We start from the raw sequence: 19687 nt of genomic DNA, 5'->3' as shown, positions 1-19687 counted from the left end.
ACCTGCTCCGGACGCTTTTTCCGTCTTCTCCGCAGCGACGCGGGCCGCATGCGGGACGTCAATAGCGGAATTCTGCGCGAACCTCCGTATAGCTCTCGCCGACACGCAGCCGCAGGGTTGCCTGGTGGGTATAGCCGCCTCCGCGGACGGGCCAGTCAAGCAGCCTGAAGACCAGCCGGCGGCCCTGTTTCTCGCACGAGAGGTAACCCTGCCCGTCGAAGTCGGCCTCGAAATCATCCCCGGGCAGCGTGACGGAGACGGTATCCCCGAGCCCCTTCGACGTGCAGTCCAGCACGTAGGGCGTCGAGCCCCACTCGGGCAGCCAATAGTTCCGGGGCCGGGCGACGGTGAACTTCACGACGGCGCCCAAACTGTTTTCCGAGGCATCCTCGAGCAGCTCCGTTACATAGAATTTCAGGTAGTTGACACCCAGATCGGGATCGAGCGACATGGCCGTGGCCTGCGACGGGAAGCGCCGCACGGCAGCGCCCCGCACGGCCACGTAGCCGTATCCGGGTTTCACGGCGACCTGCGGCGCGGGGTTCGTCAGCGTCGAGGCCTTGACGGCACCCAGTCCCGACAGGCGGCCCACCATGAAGAGCTGGCAGCTGGACGGGCTCACGAAGTTCCCGGCATTGTCGATATAGATATCCGAATCGGAGAGGAGCGTCCGTCCGTTCTCCTCGTTGTACATGTTCAGGATGGCGGTTCCGTCGGGATCGCCGGGAATTTCGTCCTTGGAGCAGGAGACTGCACCCAATACACACGCCGAAAGCAGAATCGGCAAAAACAGCTTTTTCATCATCACATTGTTTTTTATTTTATCAGACTGCACACGGTACGGGGTCCGTACCGGCGGCAAAGATAGATAAAAATTCCCCCCCCCAAAAAAAAAGTTTCGCCACGAAAAAAAGCGGCCCCGCGCATGCGGGGCCGCTCCTTGTCATACGATGTTCCTTGCGGGCGATTATTTGCCGAAGTAACGCTTGTAGAGGCCTTCGAAGCCCTTGCCGTGGCGTGCCTCGTCCTTGGCCATCTCGTGTACGGTGTCGTGCACGGCGTCGAGGTTCTCCTCCTTGGCCAGGCGGGCCAGGCGCATCTTGTCCTCGCAGGCACCGCACTCGGCGTTCATGCGCTTGTAGAGGTTGGTCTTCGTGTCCCATACGACCTCACCGATCAGCTCGGCGAACTTCGAGGCGTGCTCGGCCTCCTCCCAGGCGTAGCGCTTGTAGGCCTCGGCGATCTCGGGATAGCCCTCGCGGTCGGCCTGACGGCTCATGGCCAGGTACATGCCCACCTCGGTGCACTCGCCCATAAAGTGGTTCTGCAGACCCTCCCAGAGCTCCTTGCTGGCGCCCTTGCCGTCGCCGATCTTGTGAACCGTGACGAAATCGAGGTCACCCTCCTGCTCTACGACTTCTACGAACTTCTCCTTGCCTACCTTGCACATCGGGCACTGCTCGGGAGCCTCGGGACCTTCATGAATGTACCCGCATACGGTACAACGCCATTTCTTTGCCATAATCTTGTAATGTTTTGTGTGTGGTTGATAATTCGTTTTTCTACGTTGCAAAGATAACGATTCGCCGCGAAGTTCGCATAAAAAAACGATTGTCTTTTTTTATGCGACGATAGGCTGCGCCTATACCGGTCCCCTATCCGCGGCGGTCGATCACCTCCTCGATGAGCGCCACGTCCGTCGCATCCTTCACCAGCACGCGCTTCTGCGCATCGAACAGGTAGAGCGACGGAATGGCCGACAGGTCGTACAACCCCTTTTCGCGCAGCACGCAGCCGTCGTCGTAGGCGTTGATCCAGCTCGGAGGAATCTCGTCGTGGTAGGCGCGCCACTCGTCGAGCTCCTCGTCGGGATAGAGCGCCAGCACCCGCAGCCGCCCCCGCTCAATCATCTCCGTGAGCATCGGCGACGACGACACCGCCTCGCGGATTTCGCGGCACATCGGGCAGCCAGGGTTGTTGATGAACAGCAGCACGTACTCCGCACGGATGCCGTAGAGCGTGCCCGTGGCCCCCGACGCGAGCGTGTAGCGGAAGTCGTTGGCCGGATGGCCGATGCGGTTCTGCGACGCGAGGTTCAGGTTGTATTCCGGGGCCAGCCGTTCGTATTCGTCGTACCACGGGCTGGAGAGCTGCGCCCGCAGCACGGGGATGTAGAACTCGTCGTTGCGCAGCGGCGAGTTGGGGTCGTGCAGCACGTAACCGGCCAGCAGGACGAAGTAGTCGAGCATGGGGCGCGACGCGGAGGCGCGGCGCATGAGCGAATCCACCGGCGCACCGTCGGTCGGGGCCGCGAAGAGCAGCTGCACGTAGCGGGCGTAAGCCTCGACCATCTGCAACGTGTCGGCACGCCGCAGGAAGGTCGTGTCGGCGAAGTCGAAGTTGTCCCAGTAGTGCCAGCGGAGCCATTCGACCCGCTCCTCGGGGGAGAGTTCGGCGGGGGCGATTGCCGGGAGGAAGACGGCCGGCGTTTCGGCCGCCGCATGCGCGGCGGGGCGGCGGGACGTGCGGCCGCCGCATGCCGCAAGGCCGACGGCCGCAAGAATCAGAAGCAATGTACGGTACATCTGCATGAGTTTTTGTGTCCGAAGGCAAAGATACGTTTTTTCGGGAAGATTTCCGCATCGGCGAAGCCCGAAACGCATCCCGTGACGGATTTGCACGGTAGTTGCACCGTTCGGGAGGTCAAAACAAAAAATCAAACACTATGGATGTAAAGAAAACCACCGCAAGTACGGGTTTCAAGTTGAGTGTCATGACACTCGCCATCATGAACGTGACGGCGGTCGTGAGCCTGCGCGGATTGCCCGCCGAGGCGGTCTACGGGCCTTCGTCGGCCTTCTACTACCTGTTCGCCGCCATCGTCTTCCTCATCCCGACGGCCATGGTCGCCGCCGAGCTCGCGGCGATGTTCTCCGACAAGCAGGGCGGCGTCTTCCGCTGGGTCGGCGAGGCCTTCGGCGCCCGCACGGGCTTCCTGGCCATCTGGCTGCAATGGATCGAGTCGACAATCTGGTACCCCACGGTGCTGACCTTCGGTGCCGTGTCGATCGCCTTCATCGGCACGAACGAACCGCACGACATGGCGCTGGCCTCGAACAAGGTCTTCACGCTGGTCATGGTGCTGGCCATCTACTGGATCGCCACCTTCATCGCACTGAAGGGGCTCGACTGGGTCGGCAAGATCAGCAAGTGGGGCGGCATGATCGGCACGATCATCCCCGCCGGGCTGCTCATCGTGCTCGGCGCCGTCTACATCGCCACCGGGGGCCACAACAACATGGACATGTCGCAGGGCTTTTTCCCCGACCTGAGCAAGCTCGACAACCTCGTGCTGGCGAGCAGCATCTTCCTCTTCTACGCCGGCATGGAGATGATGGGCATCCACGTCATGGAGGTGAAGAACCCCTCGCGCAACTACCCCCGGGCGATCATCATCGGATCGCTCGTGACGGTCTGCATCTTCGTGCTGGGCACCTTCTCGCTCGGATTCATCATCCCGGCCAAGGACATCAGCCTCACGCAGTCGCTGCTCATCGGCTTCGACAACTACTTCCGCTACCTGCATGTCTCGTGGGCCGGGCCCGTCATCGCCGTGGCGCTGATGTTCGGCGTGCTGGCCGGCGTGCTCACCTGGGTGGCCGGCCCCTCGAAGGGTATCTTCGCCGTGGGCAAGGCGGGCTACCTGCCGCCCTTCTTCCAGAAGACCAACCGCATCGGCGTGCAGCGCAACATCCTGCTCATCCAGGGCGGCATCGTGACGCTGCTGGCGCTGCTCTTCGTCGTCATGCCCTCGGTGCAGTCCTTCTACCAGATCCTCTCGCAGCTCACCGTGCTGCTCTACCTGATCATGTACATGCTCATGTTCGCCGCGGCGATCGTCCTGCGCTACAGGATGAAGTCCGCACCGCGACCCTTCCGCCTGGGCAAGGGCAGCGGCAACGGCGTGATGTGGCTGCTCGGCGCGATGGGCTTCAGCGGCTCGCTGCTGGCCTTCGTGTTGAGTTTCGTGCCGCCCGGACAGATCGCCACGGGCAGCAGCACCGTCTGGTTCTCGGTGCTCATCATCGGCTGTGTGATCGTGGTCGGCATCCCGTTCATCATCTATGCCATGCGCAAGCCCTCGTGGCGAGACCCGCAGGCCGCCGCCGAGTTCGCCCCCTTCCACTGGGAGGCCCCGGCTGCCCCGACAGCCCCGACAACTTCGTCCGCACGAACCGCTCCGGCAGCCCCTGCTTCGCCGGCCCCATCGGCAGCCCCGGCCGCCGCTCCGAGGAAAGCACAACCGAAGCCCGCTTCCGCCGGGAATCCGGGAAAAGAGAAACAACCGACCAAATAACAAACAAACCGACAACCATGACACCGAAAATCGACAGACAGCACGTCGCACAGGCCCTGCGCGGGGCCTACGACCGAGTCAAGAACACGACCGGCGGCAAGAACGCCGACTACATCCCCTACCTGGCCAACGTCCCCTCGACGCTCTTCGGCATCGCGGCCTGCCTGACCGACGGCACCGTCGTCGCCGTGGGCGACACGGAGTACCGCTTCGGCATCGAATCGGTCTCGAAGGTCCCGACGGCGCTGCTGGCCATGCAGCAGTACGGAGCGCAGGAGGTGCTCGACCGCATCGGCGCCGACGCCACGGGGCTGCCATTCAACTCGATCATCGCCATCCTGCTCGAAAACGACCACCCCTCGACGCCGCTGGTCAACGCCGGGGCCATCTCGGCCTGCTCGCTGATCAAGCCCGTGGGCGACCGCGACGGCAAGTGGCAGTCGATCCTCCGCTTCGTCGAGGCGCTCTGCGGTGCGCAGGTCGGGGTGATCGACGAACTCTACCGTTCGGAGTCGGAGACCAACTTCAACAACCGCTCGATTGCCTGGCTGCTTAAGAACTACAACCGCATCTACGACGACCCCGACCTGTCGCTCGACCTCTACACACGGCAGTGCTCGATCGGCATCACGGCCAAAGAGCTGGCAACCCTTGCGGCGACGATCGCCGCCGGAGGACGCAACCCGGTGACGGGCGAGGAGGTCTTCCGCGCGGAGCTGACGCCGAAGATCACCGCCATGATGGCCACCGTCGGCTTCTACGAGCATACGGGCGACTGGCTCTTCACGACGGGGCTCCCGGCCAAGACGGGGGTCGGCGGCGGCATCATGGGCGTCGTGCCGGGCGTCATGGGCGTGGCGGCCTTCGCTCCGCCGCTCGATTCGGCGGGCAACTCCGTGAAGGCCCAGCGGGCGCTGGCCGACATCGCCGCACAGCTCGGCCTCAACCTCTTCGACGCTCCGCGCGCCGCGGTACACGAAGCCGTCAAGGCCTGACCTTCCCCACGAGGAGTGGCAGCCTCCCCCACCGGAGCGCCGTCCGGTCCCGACACCCGCAACGAAAAAGGGCCCGCTTCATGTGAAGCAGGCCCTTTTTTCGGAAATCCGGCGGGATCAGCACTCCTCCGTGCGGATCACCTGGCGGAACAGGTCGACATCTTCGGTCGTGGAGTTCATCACGTAGTTGTACGCCTCGGCGATCTTGCCCTCGGCCAGCTTGCAGAAGATGCGGGCCGACGCCTCGTACTCGGCGCACTCGCCGGCCTGACGCGCCAGCAGGTAGGTGATGATGATATGACCCGAGGTCTCGACCAGACGGCGGGCATGGAAATCCTTGAACCCGGCCTTCTCCTTCTCGCCGGCCTCGACATGCGCGATCATCTCCGCGAGCTTCGCGGTCAGCTCCTGGAGCTTCGCCACGACGGGCTGCATCGGCTCGGCATACTCCGCCTCGGCATAGCGTCCGATCTGCTCCATGAACGTGCCCTTCGTCACGGCGTTGATCGCCGCCACGACCTGCAGCTGCGAGGTGCCCTCGTAGATGTTCATGATGCGGGCGTCGCGGTAGAGCCGCTCGCAGGGGTAGTCCTTCATGAAGCCCGAACCGCCGTGGATCTGGATGGCGTCGTAGGCCAGCTGGTTGGCGTACTCCGATGCAAAGAGCTTCACCAGGGGCGTGAAGCCGTCGGCCAGGCGGTTGTAGAACTTCATCTCCTGGCGCTCCTCACCCTCGAGCGAACGCTCCTGGGCGATGTGGCCGTACTGCTTGTAAATCTCGACGAAGCGCGTGGTCTCGTAGAGCAGCGCGCGGGCGCCCTGCAGCTTGGCCTTCATGTTCGAGAGCATCTCCGACACGGCGGCGAACTGCACGATCGGCTTGCCGAACTGCTCGCGCTCGTGGGCATACTTCAGCGCCTCGCGGTAGGCAGCCTCGCACAGACCCACCGACTGCGCGCCGATACCCAGACGGGCGGCGTTCATCAGCGACATCACGTACTTGATAAGACCCATCTTGCGGTCGCCGACCAGCCGGGCCGGGGCGTTCGTGAAGACCAGCTCGCACGTCGGCGAGCCCTTGATGCCGAGCTTGTTCTCGATGCGGCGCACCTTGACGCCGCCGTCGCGCTTGTCGTGCACGAGCATCGACAGGCCGCGCGCATCGGTCGTTCCCTCCTCCGTGCGGGCCAGCACGAGCGAGATGTCGCCGTCACCGTTGGTGATGAAGCGCTTGACGCCGTTGAGCAGCCACGTCTGCCGCTCCTCCGACCAGGTGGCCTTCAGCATCACGGCACCGAGGTCCGAACCGGCATCGGGCTCCGTGAGGTCCATGGCGCACGTCGCACCCGCCGACACGCGGGGCAGGAACAGCTGCTTGAGCTCCTCCGAGGCGAATTCGTTGAGCGTCTCGGCGCAGTCCTGCAGGCCCCAGATGTTCTCGAAGCCCGCATCGGCACGGGCCACCATCTCGTTGGCCATGACGAAGCAGACGAGCGGGAAGTTCAGGCCGTCGTACTTGCGCGGGAGCGTCAGGCCGCTCAATCCGGCATCGACGATCGCCTTGAGGTTCTGAACCGTACCCGAGGCATACTCCACGTGGTCGTTCACCACGCGCGGGCCCTCGTGGTCCACGCCTTCGGCATTCGGGGCAATGACGTCGCCGCAGACTTCGCCCGCGATCTCAAGCACCCGGCGGTAGGAGTCCATCGCGTCCTCGAAATTCTGCGGCGCATGGTCGTAGAGGTCCTTCTCGGCGAAGCCGCGCTCCTTCAGCTCCACGATCTTGCGCATCGCGGGATGCCCGAGGTGGAACTGCAAATCCTTGTTATCTGAAAAGAAATTAGCCATTACTTCGAATTTTGTTTGTAGTACTTGATCATCTTGGGAATTACCTCGTTCACGTCACCCGTGATGGCGTAGTCGGCGATCTTGTTGATCGGCGCATCGGGGTCGGTGTTGATCGAAATGATCATCGCGGACTCCTCCATGCCGGCCGTGTGCTGAATCTGGCCCGAAATGCCGCAGGCGATGTAGAGTTTCGGGCGCACCGTGACACCGGTTTGTCCGACCTGGCGCGCATGCTCCGTGAAGCCCGCATCAACGGCCGCACGGCTCGCACCCACCTCGGCGCCCAGCACGTCGGCCAGTTCGTGCACCAGTTTGAAGTTCTCCTTCGAGCCCATGCCGTAGCCGCCGGCCACGATGACGCTCGCGCCCTTGATGTCGATCTTGCTCTCGGCGATCTCGCGGTCGACGATCTTCACCACGAGGTCCGTATCCTTGACGAACCTGCGCCAGTCGATCGCCTTCACCTCGCCCGCTGCGGGCTGCGCGGCGCACTCCTTGCGCATGACGCCCTCACGCACGGTGGCCATCTGCGGACGGTGGTCCGGGTTGACGATCGTGGCGATGATGTTGCCGCCGAAGGCGGGACGGATCTGGTAGAGCAGGTCGGTGTACTCCTTGCCGGTCTTGGCGTCCTTGTGGTCGCCGATCTCGAGCTGCGTACAGTCGGCCGTCAGACCGCTGTGCAGCGCCGAGGAGACGCGCGGTGCGAAGTCGCGGCCCACGGGCGTGGCGCCGAACAGGGCGATCTGCGGCTTCTCCTGCTCGATCAGGCCGCACAGCACGGCCGTGTGGGGCAGCGTGCGGAACGGCGCGAAGATTTCGTCGTCGGCCACCCACACCGTGTCGGCACCGTACTTGGCCAGCTCTTTTTCTATGCCGGAAAGGTTGTGACCCAGCGCCACGGCTTCGAGCTTCACGCCCAGCTTCGCAGCCAGCTCGCGGCCCTTGGTCAACAGCTCGAGGCTTACGTCGGCGATCTTGCCGCCCTCGAGCTCGATATATACGAATATGTTGTTCATAACGGGATTCAAAGGCTATTAACCGAGCGTGTGGCTCGCAATGAGTTCTTTCATCAGGGAATCGATCTGCGCGTCGTCGGCCGTCAGGCGCTTGGCCTCCTTGGCGGCGAAGACGACGTTCTCGATCTTCTTGACCTTCGTGGGCGAGCCCTGCAGGCCCAGCTGTGCGGGATCGGGATCGACCTCCGCGGCAGCCCACTCGACGATCTGCAGATAGGGTTTCGCGGCCACGCGGCGTGCAGCCTCCGAATCGGGCGCTGCGGCGACCTCCGACTTGGCCAGCGCGCACTTGTAGGTCATCACGCGCTTGGCGTTGCGCGGACGGCAGGCCGGAGCCGAGGCGTTGACCGTGATGACGGCCGGAACGGGGCACTCGACCGTCTCGACGCCGTTGGCCAGGCGACGACGGATGACAAGCGATGCGGGGCGTATCTCGACGATCTGCTCGGCATAGGTCACCTGCGGCAGCCCGAGTTTCTCGGCCACCTGCGGGCCTACCTGCGCCGTGTCGCCGTCGATGGCCTGACGGCCCGCGAAGATCACGTCGGGAGCGATCTTTTTCAGTGCGCACGAGAGCGCATAGGAGGTTGCCAGCGTATCCGAACCGGCGAATTCGCGGCCCGAGAGCAGGTAGCCGCCGTCGGCGCCGCGGAACATCGCGTCGCGGATGATGTCGGCGGCGCGCTGCGGGCCCATCGTCAGGATGTGCACCGTCGCGCCCGCGACGCGGTCCTTGAGCGCGAGCGCCATCTCAAGGGCATTGAGGTCTTCGGGATTGAAGATGGCCGGCAGCGCCGCGCGGTTGACGGTTCCTTCCGGCGTCATCGCGTCCTTGCCCACGTTGCGGGTGTCGGGCACCTGCTTGGCCAATACGACAATTTTAAGGTTTTCTTTCATTACTGTTGTATAAGGTTACAGATTACATGCTTCGTTTTGCGGCGGACGCATGCCCTACCGCACGATCGTCTCGCCGCGGTCCGGGCCGACGGAGATGATCTTCACCGGCACACCCGTTTCGCGCTCAATGAACTCCACGTAACGCTTGAACGCGGCGGGGAACTCATCGTAGGTACGGCAGTGGCGCAGGTCGCAGCGCCACCCCTCGAAGTCGGTGTAGACCGGACGCAGGTCGCCGGTGATCGTATAGGGGAAGTGCGTGGTGCGCTCGCCGCCGATCTCGTAGGCCGTGGCCACGCGGATCGTGTCAAAGTCGTTCATCACGTCGGACTTCATCATGATGAGCTGCGTGACGCCGTTGATCATGATCGAATACTTCAGCGCCACCAGGTCGAGCCAGCCGCAGCGGCGGCGGCGTCCCGTGACGGCGCCGAACTCGTGGCCGAGCGAGCAGAGGCGGTCGCCCGTCTCGTCGAAGAGCTCCGTGGGGAACGGACCGCTGCCCACGCGCGTACAGTAGGCCTTGAAGATGCCGTAGACCTCGCCGATGCGGTTCGGCGCCACGCCCAGGCCCACGCAGACACCCGCGCAGACGGTGTTCGACGACGTGACGAAGGGATACGACCCGAAGTCGACGTCGAGCAGCGTGCCCTGGGCCCCTTCGGCCAGGATGCTCCGGTCGTCGCGGAGCGCCTCGTTGATGAAATATTCGCTGTCGACGATGCGGAAGCGCTTGAGGTACTCCACGGCCTCGAACCACTGCTTCTCCAGCTCGGTGATGTCGTATTCGTAGCCGAGCCCGCGCAGAATCGTCTCGTGGCGGGCCTTCGCCGCCGCGTAGATATTGCGGAAATCGGGATCGAGCAGGTCGCCCACGCGCATGCCGTTGCGGCTCACCTTGTCCGTGTAGGTCGGACCGATGCCCTTGCCCGTGGTGCCGATCTTGGCGCTGCCCTTCGCCGCCTCGTAGGCCGCATCGAGGATGCGGTGCGTCGGGAGGATCAGGTGGGCCTTCTTCGAGATGCAGAGCTGCCGCGTCAGGTCGTGGCCGCTGCGGGCCAGCTCTTCGGCCTCGGCGCGGAAGAGAATGGCATCCAGCACGACGCCGTTGCCGATGATGTTGGTCTTGCCGCCCTGGAAAATTCCCGAGGGGATCGAGCGGAGCACGTATTTCTCGCCGTTGAACTCCAGCGTGTGACCGGCATTGGGACCGCCCTGAAAACGTGCGACGACCTCGTAGCGGGGCGTCAATACATCCACGACCTTTCCCTTGCCCTCGTCACCCCACTGCAGGCCGAGGATCACGTCTACTTTTTTCATTGTATCCGGTTTGTTTAATGCTGCAAAAGACATTTTTTGCATCCAAAGGTACAAAAAATTTGGCGTAATCCCCAAATTCGCCCCGGGGACTTTTCAACAAAGAATCGAAAATGAACACTCCCGGCGACGCAACATCCTTCGCCGGACGGCGGGAATGCGCCGTCGGCATCCCGGGCGGCAAAAAAACGAAGCCGGCCCGACAGAAACGGCGGCATCCCGGGCGAAAAAAAACGGAGCCGGCCCGACAGAAACGGCGGCATCCCGGGCGGCAAAAAAACGGAGCAGGCCCGACAGAAACGGCGGCATCCCGGGCGGCAAAAAAACGGAGCAGGCCCGACAGAAACGGCGACATCCCGGACGGCAAAAAAACGAAACCGGCCCGACAGAAACGGCAGCATCCCGGGCGGCAAAAAACAAGACCGGGCCGACGAAAACGGCGGCACCCGGGCGGCAAAAACGGAACCGCCCGACAGAAACGGCAGCATCCCGGGCGGCAAAAAACGGAACCGCCCGACAGAAACGGCGGCATCCCGGGCGGCAAAAAAAACGAAACCGGCCCGACAGAAACGGACCGGCCGGAACTTCGCGGCGGAAGGGATCAGCGGTAAACCACCTCGGTCGCGCCCTCGGCGCGGACGCTTTGCCCCGGGCGGGCGTAGACGAGCGTAAGCTGCGGATTTTGGGTCAGGTCGGCCGCAAGCGACGACGAGCAGCCGCTCACGTCGAGTGTCGGATAGCGGTTGTCGCGGCCGTCGAACTCCGCCAGCGAAGTGCAGCTCCCAGGATCGAGCGACGCAAGCCGGTTGCCGGCACAGTCGAGCCGCACGAGTCCGCGCAGGCTGCCCAAATCGAGCGACGTAAGGCGGTTCTGCGAGCAGTCGAGCTCCTCGAGCCGCGCGAGCGGCGAGACGTCGAGCGTGGCGATGGCGTTGCGCGAACAGTCGAGACGTTCGAGGTTCCCGAACTCCCCGATCTCGAAGAGCGACGCGATGCCGCGGTCCGGGCAGTCGATGCGGCGCACGCGCTGCGCCTCGTAGCGCGAGATGCGGCCGTCGCCGTTCAAATCCCACGTCTCGAGGCAGTAACTCTCGAAAGCCTTGTCGGAAAAGACAATGTACTGGTATCTGCTCTGCTCCTCGCGGCTGTCGTCGACCAGGCCGCAGGCCGCAAGAACCGCGGCCGACAGCAGCCACGGCGCCATGCGGAGCGCGCCGAACCGGAAGATGCGGGGTCGGCCGGGCATGGGCGGCATCAGATGTCGACGTCGTCGTCGGTGGGCTCCATCGCGTCGCCCGAAGCGTCGTCATCGGCGCCCTGCAGCTCGTCGGCCCCCTTGATCTCGTCGTCGTAGTAATCGGGCGTATCGTCGTCCTGGGCGTTGTCGTCGATCTTCACGTCGATCTTCACCAGGTAGGCCACCTCGTCCGTGTCGAACGGCACGGCATAGAAAAAATCGCCGTTGGGTTTGTCGATGCGCATCATCGCATCGGTGAATCCCAACGGATACAGGGCCCGGACCGCTTCCTGCAGGTCAGGCGTCAGATTATGGAAGCTCGTTACGATATGTTTCTTCGTCGTATTCTGTTTAGCCATAGTAGTGCTTCGAAATTTTCTGCAAGTATAAATAAAATTTGCATACCGCACCACATCTCCAATTTTTTTTTGCATTTTTTTTGTTTTGCACCGCCGTTCCGCATAAAATATGTACCTTTACACAACGTATGCACCCGTTTTCCGGGCCGGGACACGGCTCCGCAGCATGCGCCGCACGGGCAATTCCGGAAGCCCGGCGTACCGGAAGAGGGATGCCAAGCCACTGTATATGACCATGTACCAGCAACGGATCGAGGAGCTGCGCCGCCAGCTCGAATACCACAACCACAAATACTACGTCGAGAACGCGCCCGAGATCTCCGACTTCGAGTTCGACGCGATGATGCGCGAACTGCAGGAGCTCGAACTGGCCCACCCCGAATGCGCCGACCCCAATTCGCCCACGCAGCGCGTGGGCAGCGACCTCACGTCGGAGTTCCGCACGGTGCGCCACCGCTTCCCGATGCTCTCGCTCGGAAACACCTACTCGCTCGACGAGCTGCACGAGTTCATCGACCGCATCGAGCGCGAAGCCGGTCCCACGGAGTTCGTCTGCGAGCTGAAGTTCGACGGCACGGCCATCTCGCTCACCTACGAACACGGACGGCTGCTGCGCGCCGTGACGCGCGGCGACGGCACGGCGGGCGACGACGTGACGGCCAACGTCCGCACGGTGCGCAGCGTCCCGCTCGTGCTGCACGGCGACGACTGGCCCGACTACTTCGAAATCCGGGGCGAGATACTCATGCCCTACGCCTCGTTCGACCGCCTCAACGCCGAGCGCGAGGCCGCGGGCGAGCCGCTGCTGGCCAACCCGCGCAACGCCGCGGCAGGCACGCTCAAGCAGCAGGCCTCGGCGGTCGTGGCGCGCCGCGGGCTGGACTGCACGCTCTACCAGCTGGCGGGCGACGACCTGCCCTTCACGACCCACTGGGAGAGCCTCGCGAAGGCCCGCACGTGGGGATTCAAGGTTTCCGGCAAGATGCGCATCTGCCACACGCGCGCCGAGATCGACGACTTCATCGCCTACTGGGACACGGCGCGCCGCGAGCTGCCCTTCCCGACCGACGGCGTGGTCATCAAGGTCAACGACTTCGCCGTGCGCCGCCGCATCGGCTTCACGGCCAAGGCGCCGCGCTGGGCCGTAGCCTACAAGTTCAAGGCCGAGCAGGCGCTCACGCGCCTCGAGAGCATCTCCTTCCAGGTCGGGCGCACCGGAGCGATCACCCCCGTGGCGAACCTTGCGCCGGTGCTGCTGGCCGGCACCACCGTGCGGCGCGCCACGCTCCACAACGCCGAGCAAATGGCCCTGCTGGACATCCGCCCGGGCGACATGGTCTACGTCGAAAAGGGCGGCGAAATCATCCCCAAGATCACGGGCGTGGAGCTCTCGGAGCGTCCGGCCGACAGCGTGCCGTTCCGCTACATCACCCGCTGCCCCGAGTGCGGCACGCCGCTGGTGCGCTACGAGGGCGAGGCCAAGCACTACTGCCCGAACCAGAGCGGCTGCCGCCCGCAGATTCTCGGGCGCATCCTGCACTTCATCCGCCGCAAGGCGATGGACATCGAGTCGCTGGGCGAGGAGACCGTCGAACTGCTCTACGACAACCGCCTGCTGCACGACGCCGCCGACCTCTACGACCTCAGGGCCGAGCAGCTGGCGCCGCTGCCGCGCCTGGGCGAGAAGTCGGCCGAGAACATCATCGCGTCGATCCGCCGCTCGACCCAGGTGCCGTTCCACCGCGTGCTCTTCGCCCTGGGCATCCGCTTCGTGGGCGAAACGACGGCCAAATACCTGGCCGAGCACTTCCGTTCGCTGGAGGCCGTGATGCAGGCCACGCACGAGGAGCTGACCCAGGCCGACGAGGTCGGCGGGAAGATCGCCGACGCGATCCTCGACTACTTCGCCGACGAGCGCAACCTGCGCATCATCGAACGGCTGCGGGCCGCAGGCGTGCAGTTCGAATCGGCCGAACGGCAGCGGGCCTCGGACTCGCTCGCCGGCAAGTCGATCGTCATCTCCGGGAAGTTCACCGCCCACAGCCGCGACGAGCTGAAGGAGCTGATCGAACTGCACGGAGGGCGCAACCTCGCCGCCGTCTCGGGCAATGCCGACTACCTGCTGGCGGGCGAGAACATGGGCCCCGCGAAGCTGAAGAAGGCCGAAAAGCTGGGCATCCGCATCCTCTCCGAGGAGGAGTTCATGGAGATGATCGGCGAGGACACCGCCGGCCGGCAGCCCGTCCGCGACGAGCTGCCCACGCCGGACGGCGACACACCGGGCACCGCATCCGCCGCCGCGGAGCAGACGCAGGAACACGACAACGGCACGCCGGACACCGCATCCGCCGCCGCGGAGCAGACGCAGGGTCGTGACGGCGGCGCCACACAGGGAAGCCTCTTCTGACAGGCCGGTCCCGCTGCCGGGTTCGCACGATCCGGAGCCGCTTTTTTGCGGTTCGGGCCCGATCCTGCAAAGTTTTTGCTATTTTTGCATACGGATACATATAATATAAACAAACAACGACATATATGCTGCAATCCAAACTCGCAGGCGCAGGCGCCGCCATGATTACCCCCTTCACACCCGACGGCCGGGTCGACTACAAGGCACTGGCCCGCATGATCGACTACGTCATCGACGGCGGTGTGGACTACATCGTCGCCCTGGGCACCACGGCCGAGACCCCGACGCTCTACATGCCCGAGCGCGCCGTTATCGCCATGTTCATCACCAACCAGATCGCCGGGCGCGTGCCTCTGGTGATGGGCTGCGGCGGCAACTCCACCTCGGAGGTGCTGGACCAGCTGCGCGAATTCGACCTGCGGGGCGCCGACGCCATCCTGAGCGTCACGCCCTACTACAACAAACCGTCGCAGGAGGGACTCTACCAGCATTTCCGCACCGTCTCGGAGCACTCGCCCCTGCCGGTGATCCTCTACAATATCCCGGGCCGCTCGGGCGTCAACATGACGGCCGAGACGACGCTGCGCCTGGCGCGCGAGGTGCCGAACGTCATCGGCATCAAGGAGGCGTCGGGCGACATCGAACAGATGCAGCGCATCCTGGACAACCGTCCCGAAGGGTTCCTCGTCCTCTCGGGCGACGATGCCATGACCATTCCGCTGATGCGGCGCGGCGGCGACGGCGTGATCTCCGTGGCGGCCAACGCCTTCCCGCGGAGGTTCATGCAGTGCGTGAACCTCGCGAAAAAGGGGGAGTTCGACCGCGCCGACGAAGAGTACCGCTCGCTGAAGGAGGCTGTCGAAGCGCTCTTCGCCGAGGGCAATCCCGTCGGCGTGAAGTGCGCTCTTTCGGTCATGGGGCTCATCGGCGACACGATGCGCCTGCCGCTCGTGCCGGGCACGGCAGCCCTGCGTGCACGGTTCGAAAAGCTCATCGCCGAATACGATTTGCGCTGAAAATACGTTCGTGCAAAAAAAGACCATGATACGATTCCCCCACCACGCCGACTGCCGGCACACACGGCGGCGCTCCGTCCGGACGATGCTGCTCGTCACGATGGCCCTGCTCCTGGCCCTGCCCCGCACGGCCGCGGCCAAGGTCCCCGACGAGGAGGACATCATCGACCGGACGATGGACGCCTCGTCGCCCTACTACTACACGTCGCTCATGATGCGCTACAACGCCGGGGACGAAACCCTCACGGACGAGGATTACCACTACCTCTACTACGGCTATGCCTATCAGGAGGAGTACAAGCCCCTGCAGACGAACCCCGAGCTGGACCGGCTGCTGCTGCTCGCCTCGGGGCTCGATCCCGACCACCCCACCGTGGAGCGGCTGGAGGAGATCGTCCAGACGGGACGTGCGGCACTCAAGCACGACCCTTTCAGTCCGAAAATACTCAACCTGATGGCCTACGCCTACGGGGCGCTGGGCGACAGGAACGAGGAACGCGCCTATTTCAACCGCATGAACGGCGTGCTGCGGGCGATCAACCAGTCGGGCGACGGCCTCACGCAGAAGACCCCGCGCCACATCCTGATGTTCGACCATGCGCTCGACCTGCTCACGGCCGACGGGCTCTCCTACGACAAGGCGCGCGTCGTCAGCCGCTCGGTGGAGTTCGTGCCGCTGACCGTTCCCTACGTCGTCGACGGCAAAAAGCGCAAGGGCTTCTACTTCGACTTCAGCCGCATCTACTGGAACAAGCCCGAAGGCTACACCTACAAGCGCGACCGCACGTGGCAGTTCAACAACCTCAAACCCCGCACCTATAAATAGAAGACCATGATCCGACCGATCCGACATACACTGCTGCTCTGCGCGGTGCTGCTGACAGCCGCCTGCAGCAGGGAGAAGACCCCGACGTCGCGGCTCGAACTCTCGGCCGCAGAGGTCGTGCTTCAGGGGGCCGCCGGGAGCGAAGCCTCCGTCACCGTAACGGCCAACGGAGCATGGGAGCTGACCGTCGCGGGCAGCGGCTTCGACATCACGCCCGTCTCGGGCAGCCGGGGCGAGACCGTCGTCACGGTGACCGCCACGCAGGAGAACGGGGAGCACCTGCGCCGCACGCTCGGCACGGTGACCTTCCGCACGGGAACGGGCAGTTCGGGTGCGGAGCGCACCCTCGAGGTATGCCAGAGCCCCGCCACGGCACCCCGCACGATGCTGCTCTACATGCCGGGGCGTTCGCTGCTCTCCTACTACAAGACCAACATCGACGGCATCCGCAAGGCCGTCACGGCACAGGTGCCGGGCGACAGCCGCATCCTCGTCTGCTACCAGCCGCAGGGGCACGACGCCGCCCTGCTGCAGGAGGTCCGCTACGACTACGCCTCGGGCGGCAGCACCGTCGAGACCCTCAAGGAGTATGCGTCGTTCTCGGCCGCGGCGCCGCAGTCGCTGGCGGAGATGTTCGCCGACGTGGCCGAATACGCCCCGGCCGAGGAGTACGGGCTCATCATCGGCTGCCACGGCAAGGCCTGGGTCCCGAAGGCCGCAGGCTCGATCTACTCGGCGAGTGTGCAGTACGGCACGGCGCCGGGCGCAGCGGCCGTGAGCGACAACCTGTGGCGGCCGCTTCCGGATGCGAAGCCGACCCGTTCGTTCGGCGACACGGGCTACGAGATCGACATCGCGGAGTTCGCCGCGGCGATCGAGGCGCTGCCCTACCGGTTCGACTACCTGATCTTCGACGCCTGCTTCATGGCCAACATCGAGACGCTCTACGACCTGCGCGGCGGCTTCGACTACATCGTTGCTTCGCCGTGCGAGATCATGGCCGCCGGGTTCCCCTACGACCGGACCGTGCCATACCTCTTCACCGGGGAGCGCATCGGCGACCGGCTCACGCAGGTGTGCCGCGCCTTCTGGGACTTCTACCAGAACGACTGGCAGAGCGTCCCCTACAACGAGCAGTCGGGCTGCATCTCGCTCTGCGTCACCGCCGCACTCGACGGCCGCGACGGCCGGCCGGGGCTGGACGATGTCGTGCGGCGTCTCTACGCTGCCGCGCGGCAGAATTTCGACCTCAACACGCTGCAGAGCTACGAGGGGCTCTCGTCGCACATCTTCTACGACCTGGGCCACTACGTCTCGCTGTCGTGCTCCGATGCGGCCCTGCTCTCGGAATTCGGCACACGCTTCGACGAGGCCTTCCCCGCGGAGTGCCGCCTCAACACCCCGTCGTTCTACTCGGCCTACAACGGGCGGCTGAACCCCATCACCAGTTATTCGGGCGTCTCGACCAGCAAACCCGCGCTGCGGCTGCAGGAGTACTACGAGCAGACGGCCTGGGAGCAGGCGACAAACACAAGGTAAAGCAGCCAGGAGGGGGGGGGCGACGAAAGACCGGACGCCGGACGCTGCGGAGTTTGGCCGACGAACGTTTCCCGGACGGGCATTCCCCCGGCAGGCATTTTCCCGGCAGGCATTTTCCCGACGGTCCCCGGGCAAGTATCTTCCGGCAGACGTTTTTCCCGGCAGATGCCCCCGACAGGCATTTTTCCGACGGACCCGGACAAATATCTTCCGGCAGACGTTTTCCCGGCAGATGCCCTCGGCAGGCTTTTCCGCGGACTCTTCCTTGCAGGCACTCCCGGCAGGCACGGTCCCGGCGGGCAGGCACCCCGGCAGCACCTTCCCCAACAACACCGTCCCCGGCAGGTCCTCCCTCGACAGGTTCTCCCCCCCCGCTGCGGCCCGCACCCAACGACACTATCCCGACAAAAAAGCGATTCTTCCCGGTGTGGGAAGAATCGCTTTTTCATACGGCCCGGAGCAATCGGGACAAACCTCCGCGGCAAGGATAAGCCCCAAGACAAGGGGAGGTTCTCCGGCCCCGACCGACGGTTATTCGTACTGTCCCGACTTGAGGCGCTCGACCTCCTCGCGCGTGAGGAAACGCCATGCCCCACGCTTGAGGTTCTTCTTCGTCAGGCCCGCATAGTAGACGCGGTCGAGCTTCGTGACGTTGTAGCCCAGGAACTCGAAGATGCGGCGCACGATGCGGTTGCGGCCCGAGTGAATCTCGATGCCCACCTCCTGCTTGTTCTCCTTGACGTAGGAGATTTCGTCGGCATAGATCTCGCCGTCCCCGAGCGTGATGCCCTCGGCGATGCGGTCCATGTCGGCGCGCGTCAGCGGCTTGTCGAGCGACACCTGGTAGACCTTCTTCTTCTTATAGGAGGGGTGCGTCAGCTGGCGCGTCAGGTCGCCGTCGTTGGTGAAGAGCAGCAGCCCCACGCTGTTCTTGTCGAGGCGTCCCACCGGGTAGATGCGCTCCGTGCAGGCCCCCTTGACCAGCTCCATGACCGTCTTCCCGGCGTGCGGGTCGTCGAGCGACGTGACATAGCCCTTGGGCTTGTTCAGCACGAGATAGACCTTCTTCTCGCCCTGCACGCGGCTGTCGTTGAACTTCACCTCGTCGGTGGGCTTCACCTTCGTGCCGAGTTCGGTGACAATCACGCCGTTGACCGAGACCAGTCCCGCCGTGATGAAGTCGTCGGCCTCACGGCGCGAGCAGATGCCCGACTGCGCGATAAAGCGGTTCAGGCGGATTTCGCCCGTCTGACGTTCAGGATTGTATTTCGGGTAATTGGCCGGGGCCTCCGCACGCTTGCGGTAGGCGGGCTTCCCGCCGTACTTCTTCTCGCCGCTCCTCTTCTCGCCGTATTTCCTTTCGCCGTAGCGCTTCTCGCCGTAGGGGCGGCCTTCCCCGCTGCGGCGGCCCTCGGCACCATAGCGCTTCGCTGCGCGCTCCTCGCCGTCACGCTCGCCGCGGTAGGCGGGTTTGTCGCCGTAGCTGCGGCGCGGGCGCTCCTCGTCCTGCCGCGCGCGGGCCCCTTCGTAGCGGGGCTTGTCGCCGTAGGCGCCCTGTCCGCGGCGCTCGCCGTCGCGGTGTGCAGAGTGCTCGCCGTAGGTGCGGTGCGGACGGTCGCCCTCCTCGCGGTGCGGCTTCTCGAAGCGGGGACGGTTGTCCGCCGTAAAGTGGGGATTGTACGAAGCGCGGCGTTCCGCATGCTCCGTATGGTTCGGGTGCTCCGAATCGGCAGCCTCACGCTGCAAACGCGGGCGACGCTCGACACGCTCCGCCGTCGCCGTCACGGTACGGGTGCGCTTGTCGCGGCCGAAGCGCGAAAGCACGGAGGTCGTGTCGTTTTTGATCTCTTTCATCTTGGTGTCTGTATAT

17 protein-coding genes are annotated in these 19687 nt (G+C 64.4%); 7 read left to right on the top strand and 10 right to left on the bottom strand.

What is annotated here, in order from left to right; all coding sequences use genetic code 11:
- Positions 1–58: 58 nt before the first annotated feature.
- The 3 genes from Q1Y33_RS09485 to Q1Y33_RS09475 form a co-directional block, all read right to left on the bottom strand.
- The gene (locus Q1Y33_RS09485) at positions 59–802 is read right to left on the bottom strand and encodes a DUF5036 family protein (protein ID WP_300799564.1); all 744 of its coding nucleotides are present in this window, start codon (positions 800–802) and stop codon (positions 59–61) included.
- A 165-nt stretch (positions 803–967) separates the two neighbouring features.
- Complete coding sequence (locus Q1Y33_RS09480; protein WP_300799563.1) at positions 968–1522, bottom strand: NADH peroxidase; 555 nt, start codon at positions 1520–1522, stop codon at positions 968–970.
- Positions 1523–1655: 133 nt separating this feature from the next.
- Complete coding sequence (locus Q1Y33_RS09475; protein WP_300799561.1) at positions 1656–2585, bottom strand: DUF5106 domain-containing protein; 930 nt, start codon at positions 2583–2585, stop codon at positions 1656–1658.
- 140 nt (positions 2586–2725) lie between these two features.
- On the opposite strand from Q1Y33_RS09475, the gene gadC reads away from it, so the two are divergent.
- Complete coding sequence (gadC, locus tag Q1Y33_RS09470) at positions 2726–4357, top strand: putative glutamine/gamma-aminobutyrate antiporter GadC (protein ID WP_300799559.1); 1632 nt, start codon at positions 2726–2728, stop codon at positions 4355–4357.
- 17 nt (positions 4358–4374) lie between these two features.
- A complete protein-coding gene (gene glsA, locus Q1Y33_RS09465; RefSeq protein ID WP_300799557.1) occupies positions 4375–5352 on the top strand; it encodes a glutaminase A in 978 nt (325 codons plus the stop codon).
- A gap of 117 nt (positions 5353–5469) precedes the next feature.
- Here glsA and Q1Y33_RS09460 read toward each other — a convergent pair whose 3' ends face one another.
- The 4 genes from Q1Y33_RS09460 to Q1Y33_RS09445 are packed head-to-tail and all read right to left on the bottom strand — an operon-like array spanning position 5470 to position 10436.
- Entirely contained in the window at positions 5470–7200 is a 1731-nt protein-coding gene (locus tag Q1Y33_RS09460; RefSeq protein WP_300799555.1) for an acyl-CoA dehydrogenase family protein, read from the bottom strand.
- The gene (locus Q1Y33_RS09455; protein ID WP_300799553.1) at positions 7200–8219 is read right to left on the bottom strand and encodes an electron transfer flavoprotein subunit alpha/FixB family protein; all 1020 of its coding nucleotides are present in this window, start codon (positions 8217–8219) and stop codon (positions 7200–7202) included. Before Q1Y33_RS09455 ends, Q1Y33_RS09460 begins: the two co-directional genes overlap by 1 nt.
- A gap of 18 nt (positions 8220–8237) precedes the next feature.
- Positions 8238–9116 (bottom strand): electron transfer flavoprotein subunit beta/FixA family protein, encoded by an 879-nt coding sequence (locus Q1Y33_RS09450; RefSeq protein ID WP_300799552.1) that lies wholly within the window; start codon positions 9114–9116, stop codon positions 8238–8240.
- A 54-nt stretch (positions 9117–9170) separates the two neighbouring features.
- Positions 9171–10436, bottom strand: a complete 1266-nt coding sequence (locus Q1Y33_RS09445; RefSeq protein ID WP_300799551.1) for an adenylosuccinate synthase — start codon at positions 10434–10436, stop codon at positions 9171–9173.
- Between the two features lie 110 nt (positions 10437–10546).
- On the opposite strand from Q1Y33_RS09445, the gene Q1Y33_RS09440 reads away from it, so the two are divergent.
- A complete protein-coding gene (locus tag Q1Y33_RS09440; RefSeq protein WP_300799549.1) occupies positions 10547–11044 on the top strand; it encodes a hypothetical protein in 498 nt (165 codons plus the stop codon).
- Here the strand turns inward: Q1Y33_RS09440 and Q1Y33_RS09435 are convergent.
- Both Q1Y33_RS09435 and Q1Y33_RS09430 read right to left on the bottom strand, forming a co-directional pair.
- Positions 11035–11679 (bottom strand): leucine-rich repeat domain-containing protein, encoded by a 645-nt coding sequence (locus Q1Y33_RS09435; RefSeq protein ID WP_300799547.1) that lies wholly within the window; start codon positions 11677–11679, stop codon positions 11035–11037. The genes Q1Y33_RS09440 and Q1Y33_RS09435 overlap by 10 nt on opposite strands.
- An 8-nt stretch (positions 11680–11687) precedes the next feature.
- Positions 11688–12029 carry a hypothetical protein gene (locus Q1Y33_RS09430; protein WP_300799545.1) on the bottom strand — a complete coding sequence of 114 codons (342 nt, stop codon included), beginning with the start codon at positions 12027–12029 and terminating at the stop codon, positions 11688–11690.
- Between the two features lie 235 nt (positions 12030–12264).
- On the opposite strand from Q1Y33_RS09430, the gene ligA reads away from it, so the two are divergent.
- The 4 genes from ligA (at position 12265) to Q1Y33_RS09410 (ending at position 17817) form a co-directional block, all read left to right on the top strand.
- A complete protein-coding gene (ligA, locus tag Q1Y33_RS09425; RefSeq protein ID WP_300799620.1) occupies positions 12265–14436 on the top strand; it encodes an NAD-dependent DNA ligase LigA in 2172 nt (723 codons plus the stop codon).
- 125 nt (positions 14437–14561) lie between these two features.
- Positions 14562–15452, top strand: a complete 891-nt coding sequence (gene dapA / locus Q1Y33_RS09420; protein ID WP_300799543.1) for a 4-hydroxy-tetrahydrodipicolinate synthase — start codon at positions 14562–14564, stop codon at positions 15450–15452.
- A gap of 25 nt (positions 15453–15477) precedes the next feature.
- Positions 15478–16278, top strand: a complete 801-nt coding sequence (locus tag Q1Y33_RS09415) for a DUF4919 domain-containing protein (RefSeq protein ID WP_300799541.1) — start codon at positions 15478–15480, stop codon at positions 16276–16278.
- A gap of 6 nt (positions 16279–16284) precedes the next feature.
- On the top strand, positions 16285–17817 hold the full coding sequence (locus Q1Y33_RS09410; RefSeq protein ID WP_300799540.1) for a clostripain-related cysteine peptidase: 1533 nt from the start codon (positions 16285–16287) through the stop codon (positions 17815–17817).
- A gap of 531 nt (positions 17818–18348) precedes the next feature.
- Here Q1Y33_RS09410 and Q1Y33_RS09405 read toward each other — a convergent pair.
- Complete coding sequence (locus Q1Y33_RS09405) at positions 18349–19671, bottom strand: pseudouridine synthase (RefSeq protein WP_300799538.1); 1323 nt, start codon at positions 19669–19671, stop codon at positions 18349–18351.
- Positions 19672–19687 lie beyond the last annotated feature (16 nt).

The sequence above is a fragment of the uncultured Alistipes sp. genome (genome assembly GCF_949296715.1).
In the GTDB taxonomy this organism is placed as follows: Bacteria; Bacteroidota; Bacteroidia; order Bacteroidales; family Rikenellaceae; genus Alistipes.
The sequence above is the reverse complement of the archived record's forward strand: the minus strand, read 5'-3'. Positions and strand labels throughout refer to the sequence as shown.

Excerpts from the sequence above, each read along its gene's own strand:
- Q1Y33_RS09415 (WP_300799541.1), top strand. The coding sequence starts at position 15,478 with ATGATACGATTCCCCCACCACGCCGACTGCCGGCACACACGGCGGCGC.
- gadC (WP_300799559.1), top strand. The coding sequence starts at position 2,726 with ATGGATGTAAAGAAAACCACCGCAAGTACGGGTTTCAAGTTGAGTGTC.
- glsA (WP_300799557.1), top strand. The coding sequence starts at position 4,375 with ATGACACCGAAAATCGACAGACAGCACGTCGCACAGGCCCTGCGCGGG.
- Q1Y33_RS09430 (WP_300799545.1), bottom strand. The coding sequence starts at position 12,029 with ATGGCTAAACAGAATACGACGAAGAAACATATCGTAACGAGCTTCCAT.
- Q1Y33_RS09455 (WP_300799553.1), bottom strand. The coding sequence starts at position 8,219 with ATGAACAACATATTCGTATATATCGAGCTCGAGGGCGGCAAGATCGCC.
- Q1Y33_RS09405 (WP_300799538.1), bottom strand. The coding sequence starts at position 19,671 with ATGAAAGAGATCAAAAACGACACGACCTCCGTGCTTTCGCGCTTCGGC.
- Q1Y33_RS09410 (WP_300799540.1), top strand. The coding sequence starts at position 16,285 with ATGATCCGACCGATCCGACATACACTGCTGCTCTGCGCGGTGCTGCTG.
- Q1Y33_RS09460 (WP_300799555.1), bottom strand. The coding sequence starts at position 7,200 with ATGGCTAATTTCTTTTCAGATAACAAGGATTTGCAGTTCCACCTCGGG.
- dapA (WP_300799543.1), top strand. The coding sequence starts at position 14,562 with ATGCTGCAATCCAAACTCGCAGGCGCAGGCGCCGCCATGATTACCCCC.
- Q1Y33_RS09440 (WP_300799549.1), top strand. The coding sequence starts at position 10,547 with ATGAACACTCCCGGCGACGCAACATCCTTCGCCGGACGGCGGGAATGC.
- Q1Y33_RS09445 (WP_300799551.1), bottom strand. The coding sequence starts at position 10,436 with ATGAAAAAAGTAGACGTGATCCTCGGCCTGCAGTGGGGTGACGAGGGC.
- Q1Y33_RS09480 (WP_300799563.1), bottom strand. The coding sequence starts at position 1,522 with ATGGCAAAGAAATGGCGTTGTACCGTATGCGGGTACATTCATGAAGGT.
- Q1Y33_RS09475 (WP_300799561.1), bottom strand. The coding sequence starts at position 2,585 with ATGTACCGTACATTGCTTCTGATTCTTGCGGCCGTCGGCCTTGCGGCA.
- Q1Y33_RS09435 (WP_300799547.1), bottom strand. The coding sequence starts at position 11,679 with ATGCCCGGCCGACCCCGCATCTTCCGGTTCGGCGCGCTCCGCATGGCG.
- ligA (WP_300799620.1), top strand. The coding sequence starts at position 12,265 with ATGTACCAGCAACGGATCGAGGAGCTGCGCCGCCAGCTCGAATACCAC.
- Q1Y33_RS09450 (WP_300799552.1), bottom strand. The coding sequence starts at position 9,116 with ATGAAAGAAAACCTTAAAATTGTCGTATTGGCCAAGCAGGTGCCCGAC.
- Q1Y33_RS09485 (WP_300799564.1), bottom strand. The coding sequence starts at position 802 with ATGAAAAAGCTGTTTTTGCCGATTCTGCTTTCGGCGTGTGTATTGGGT.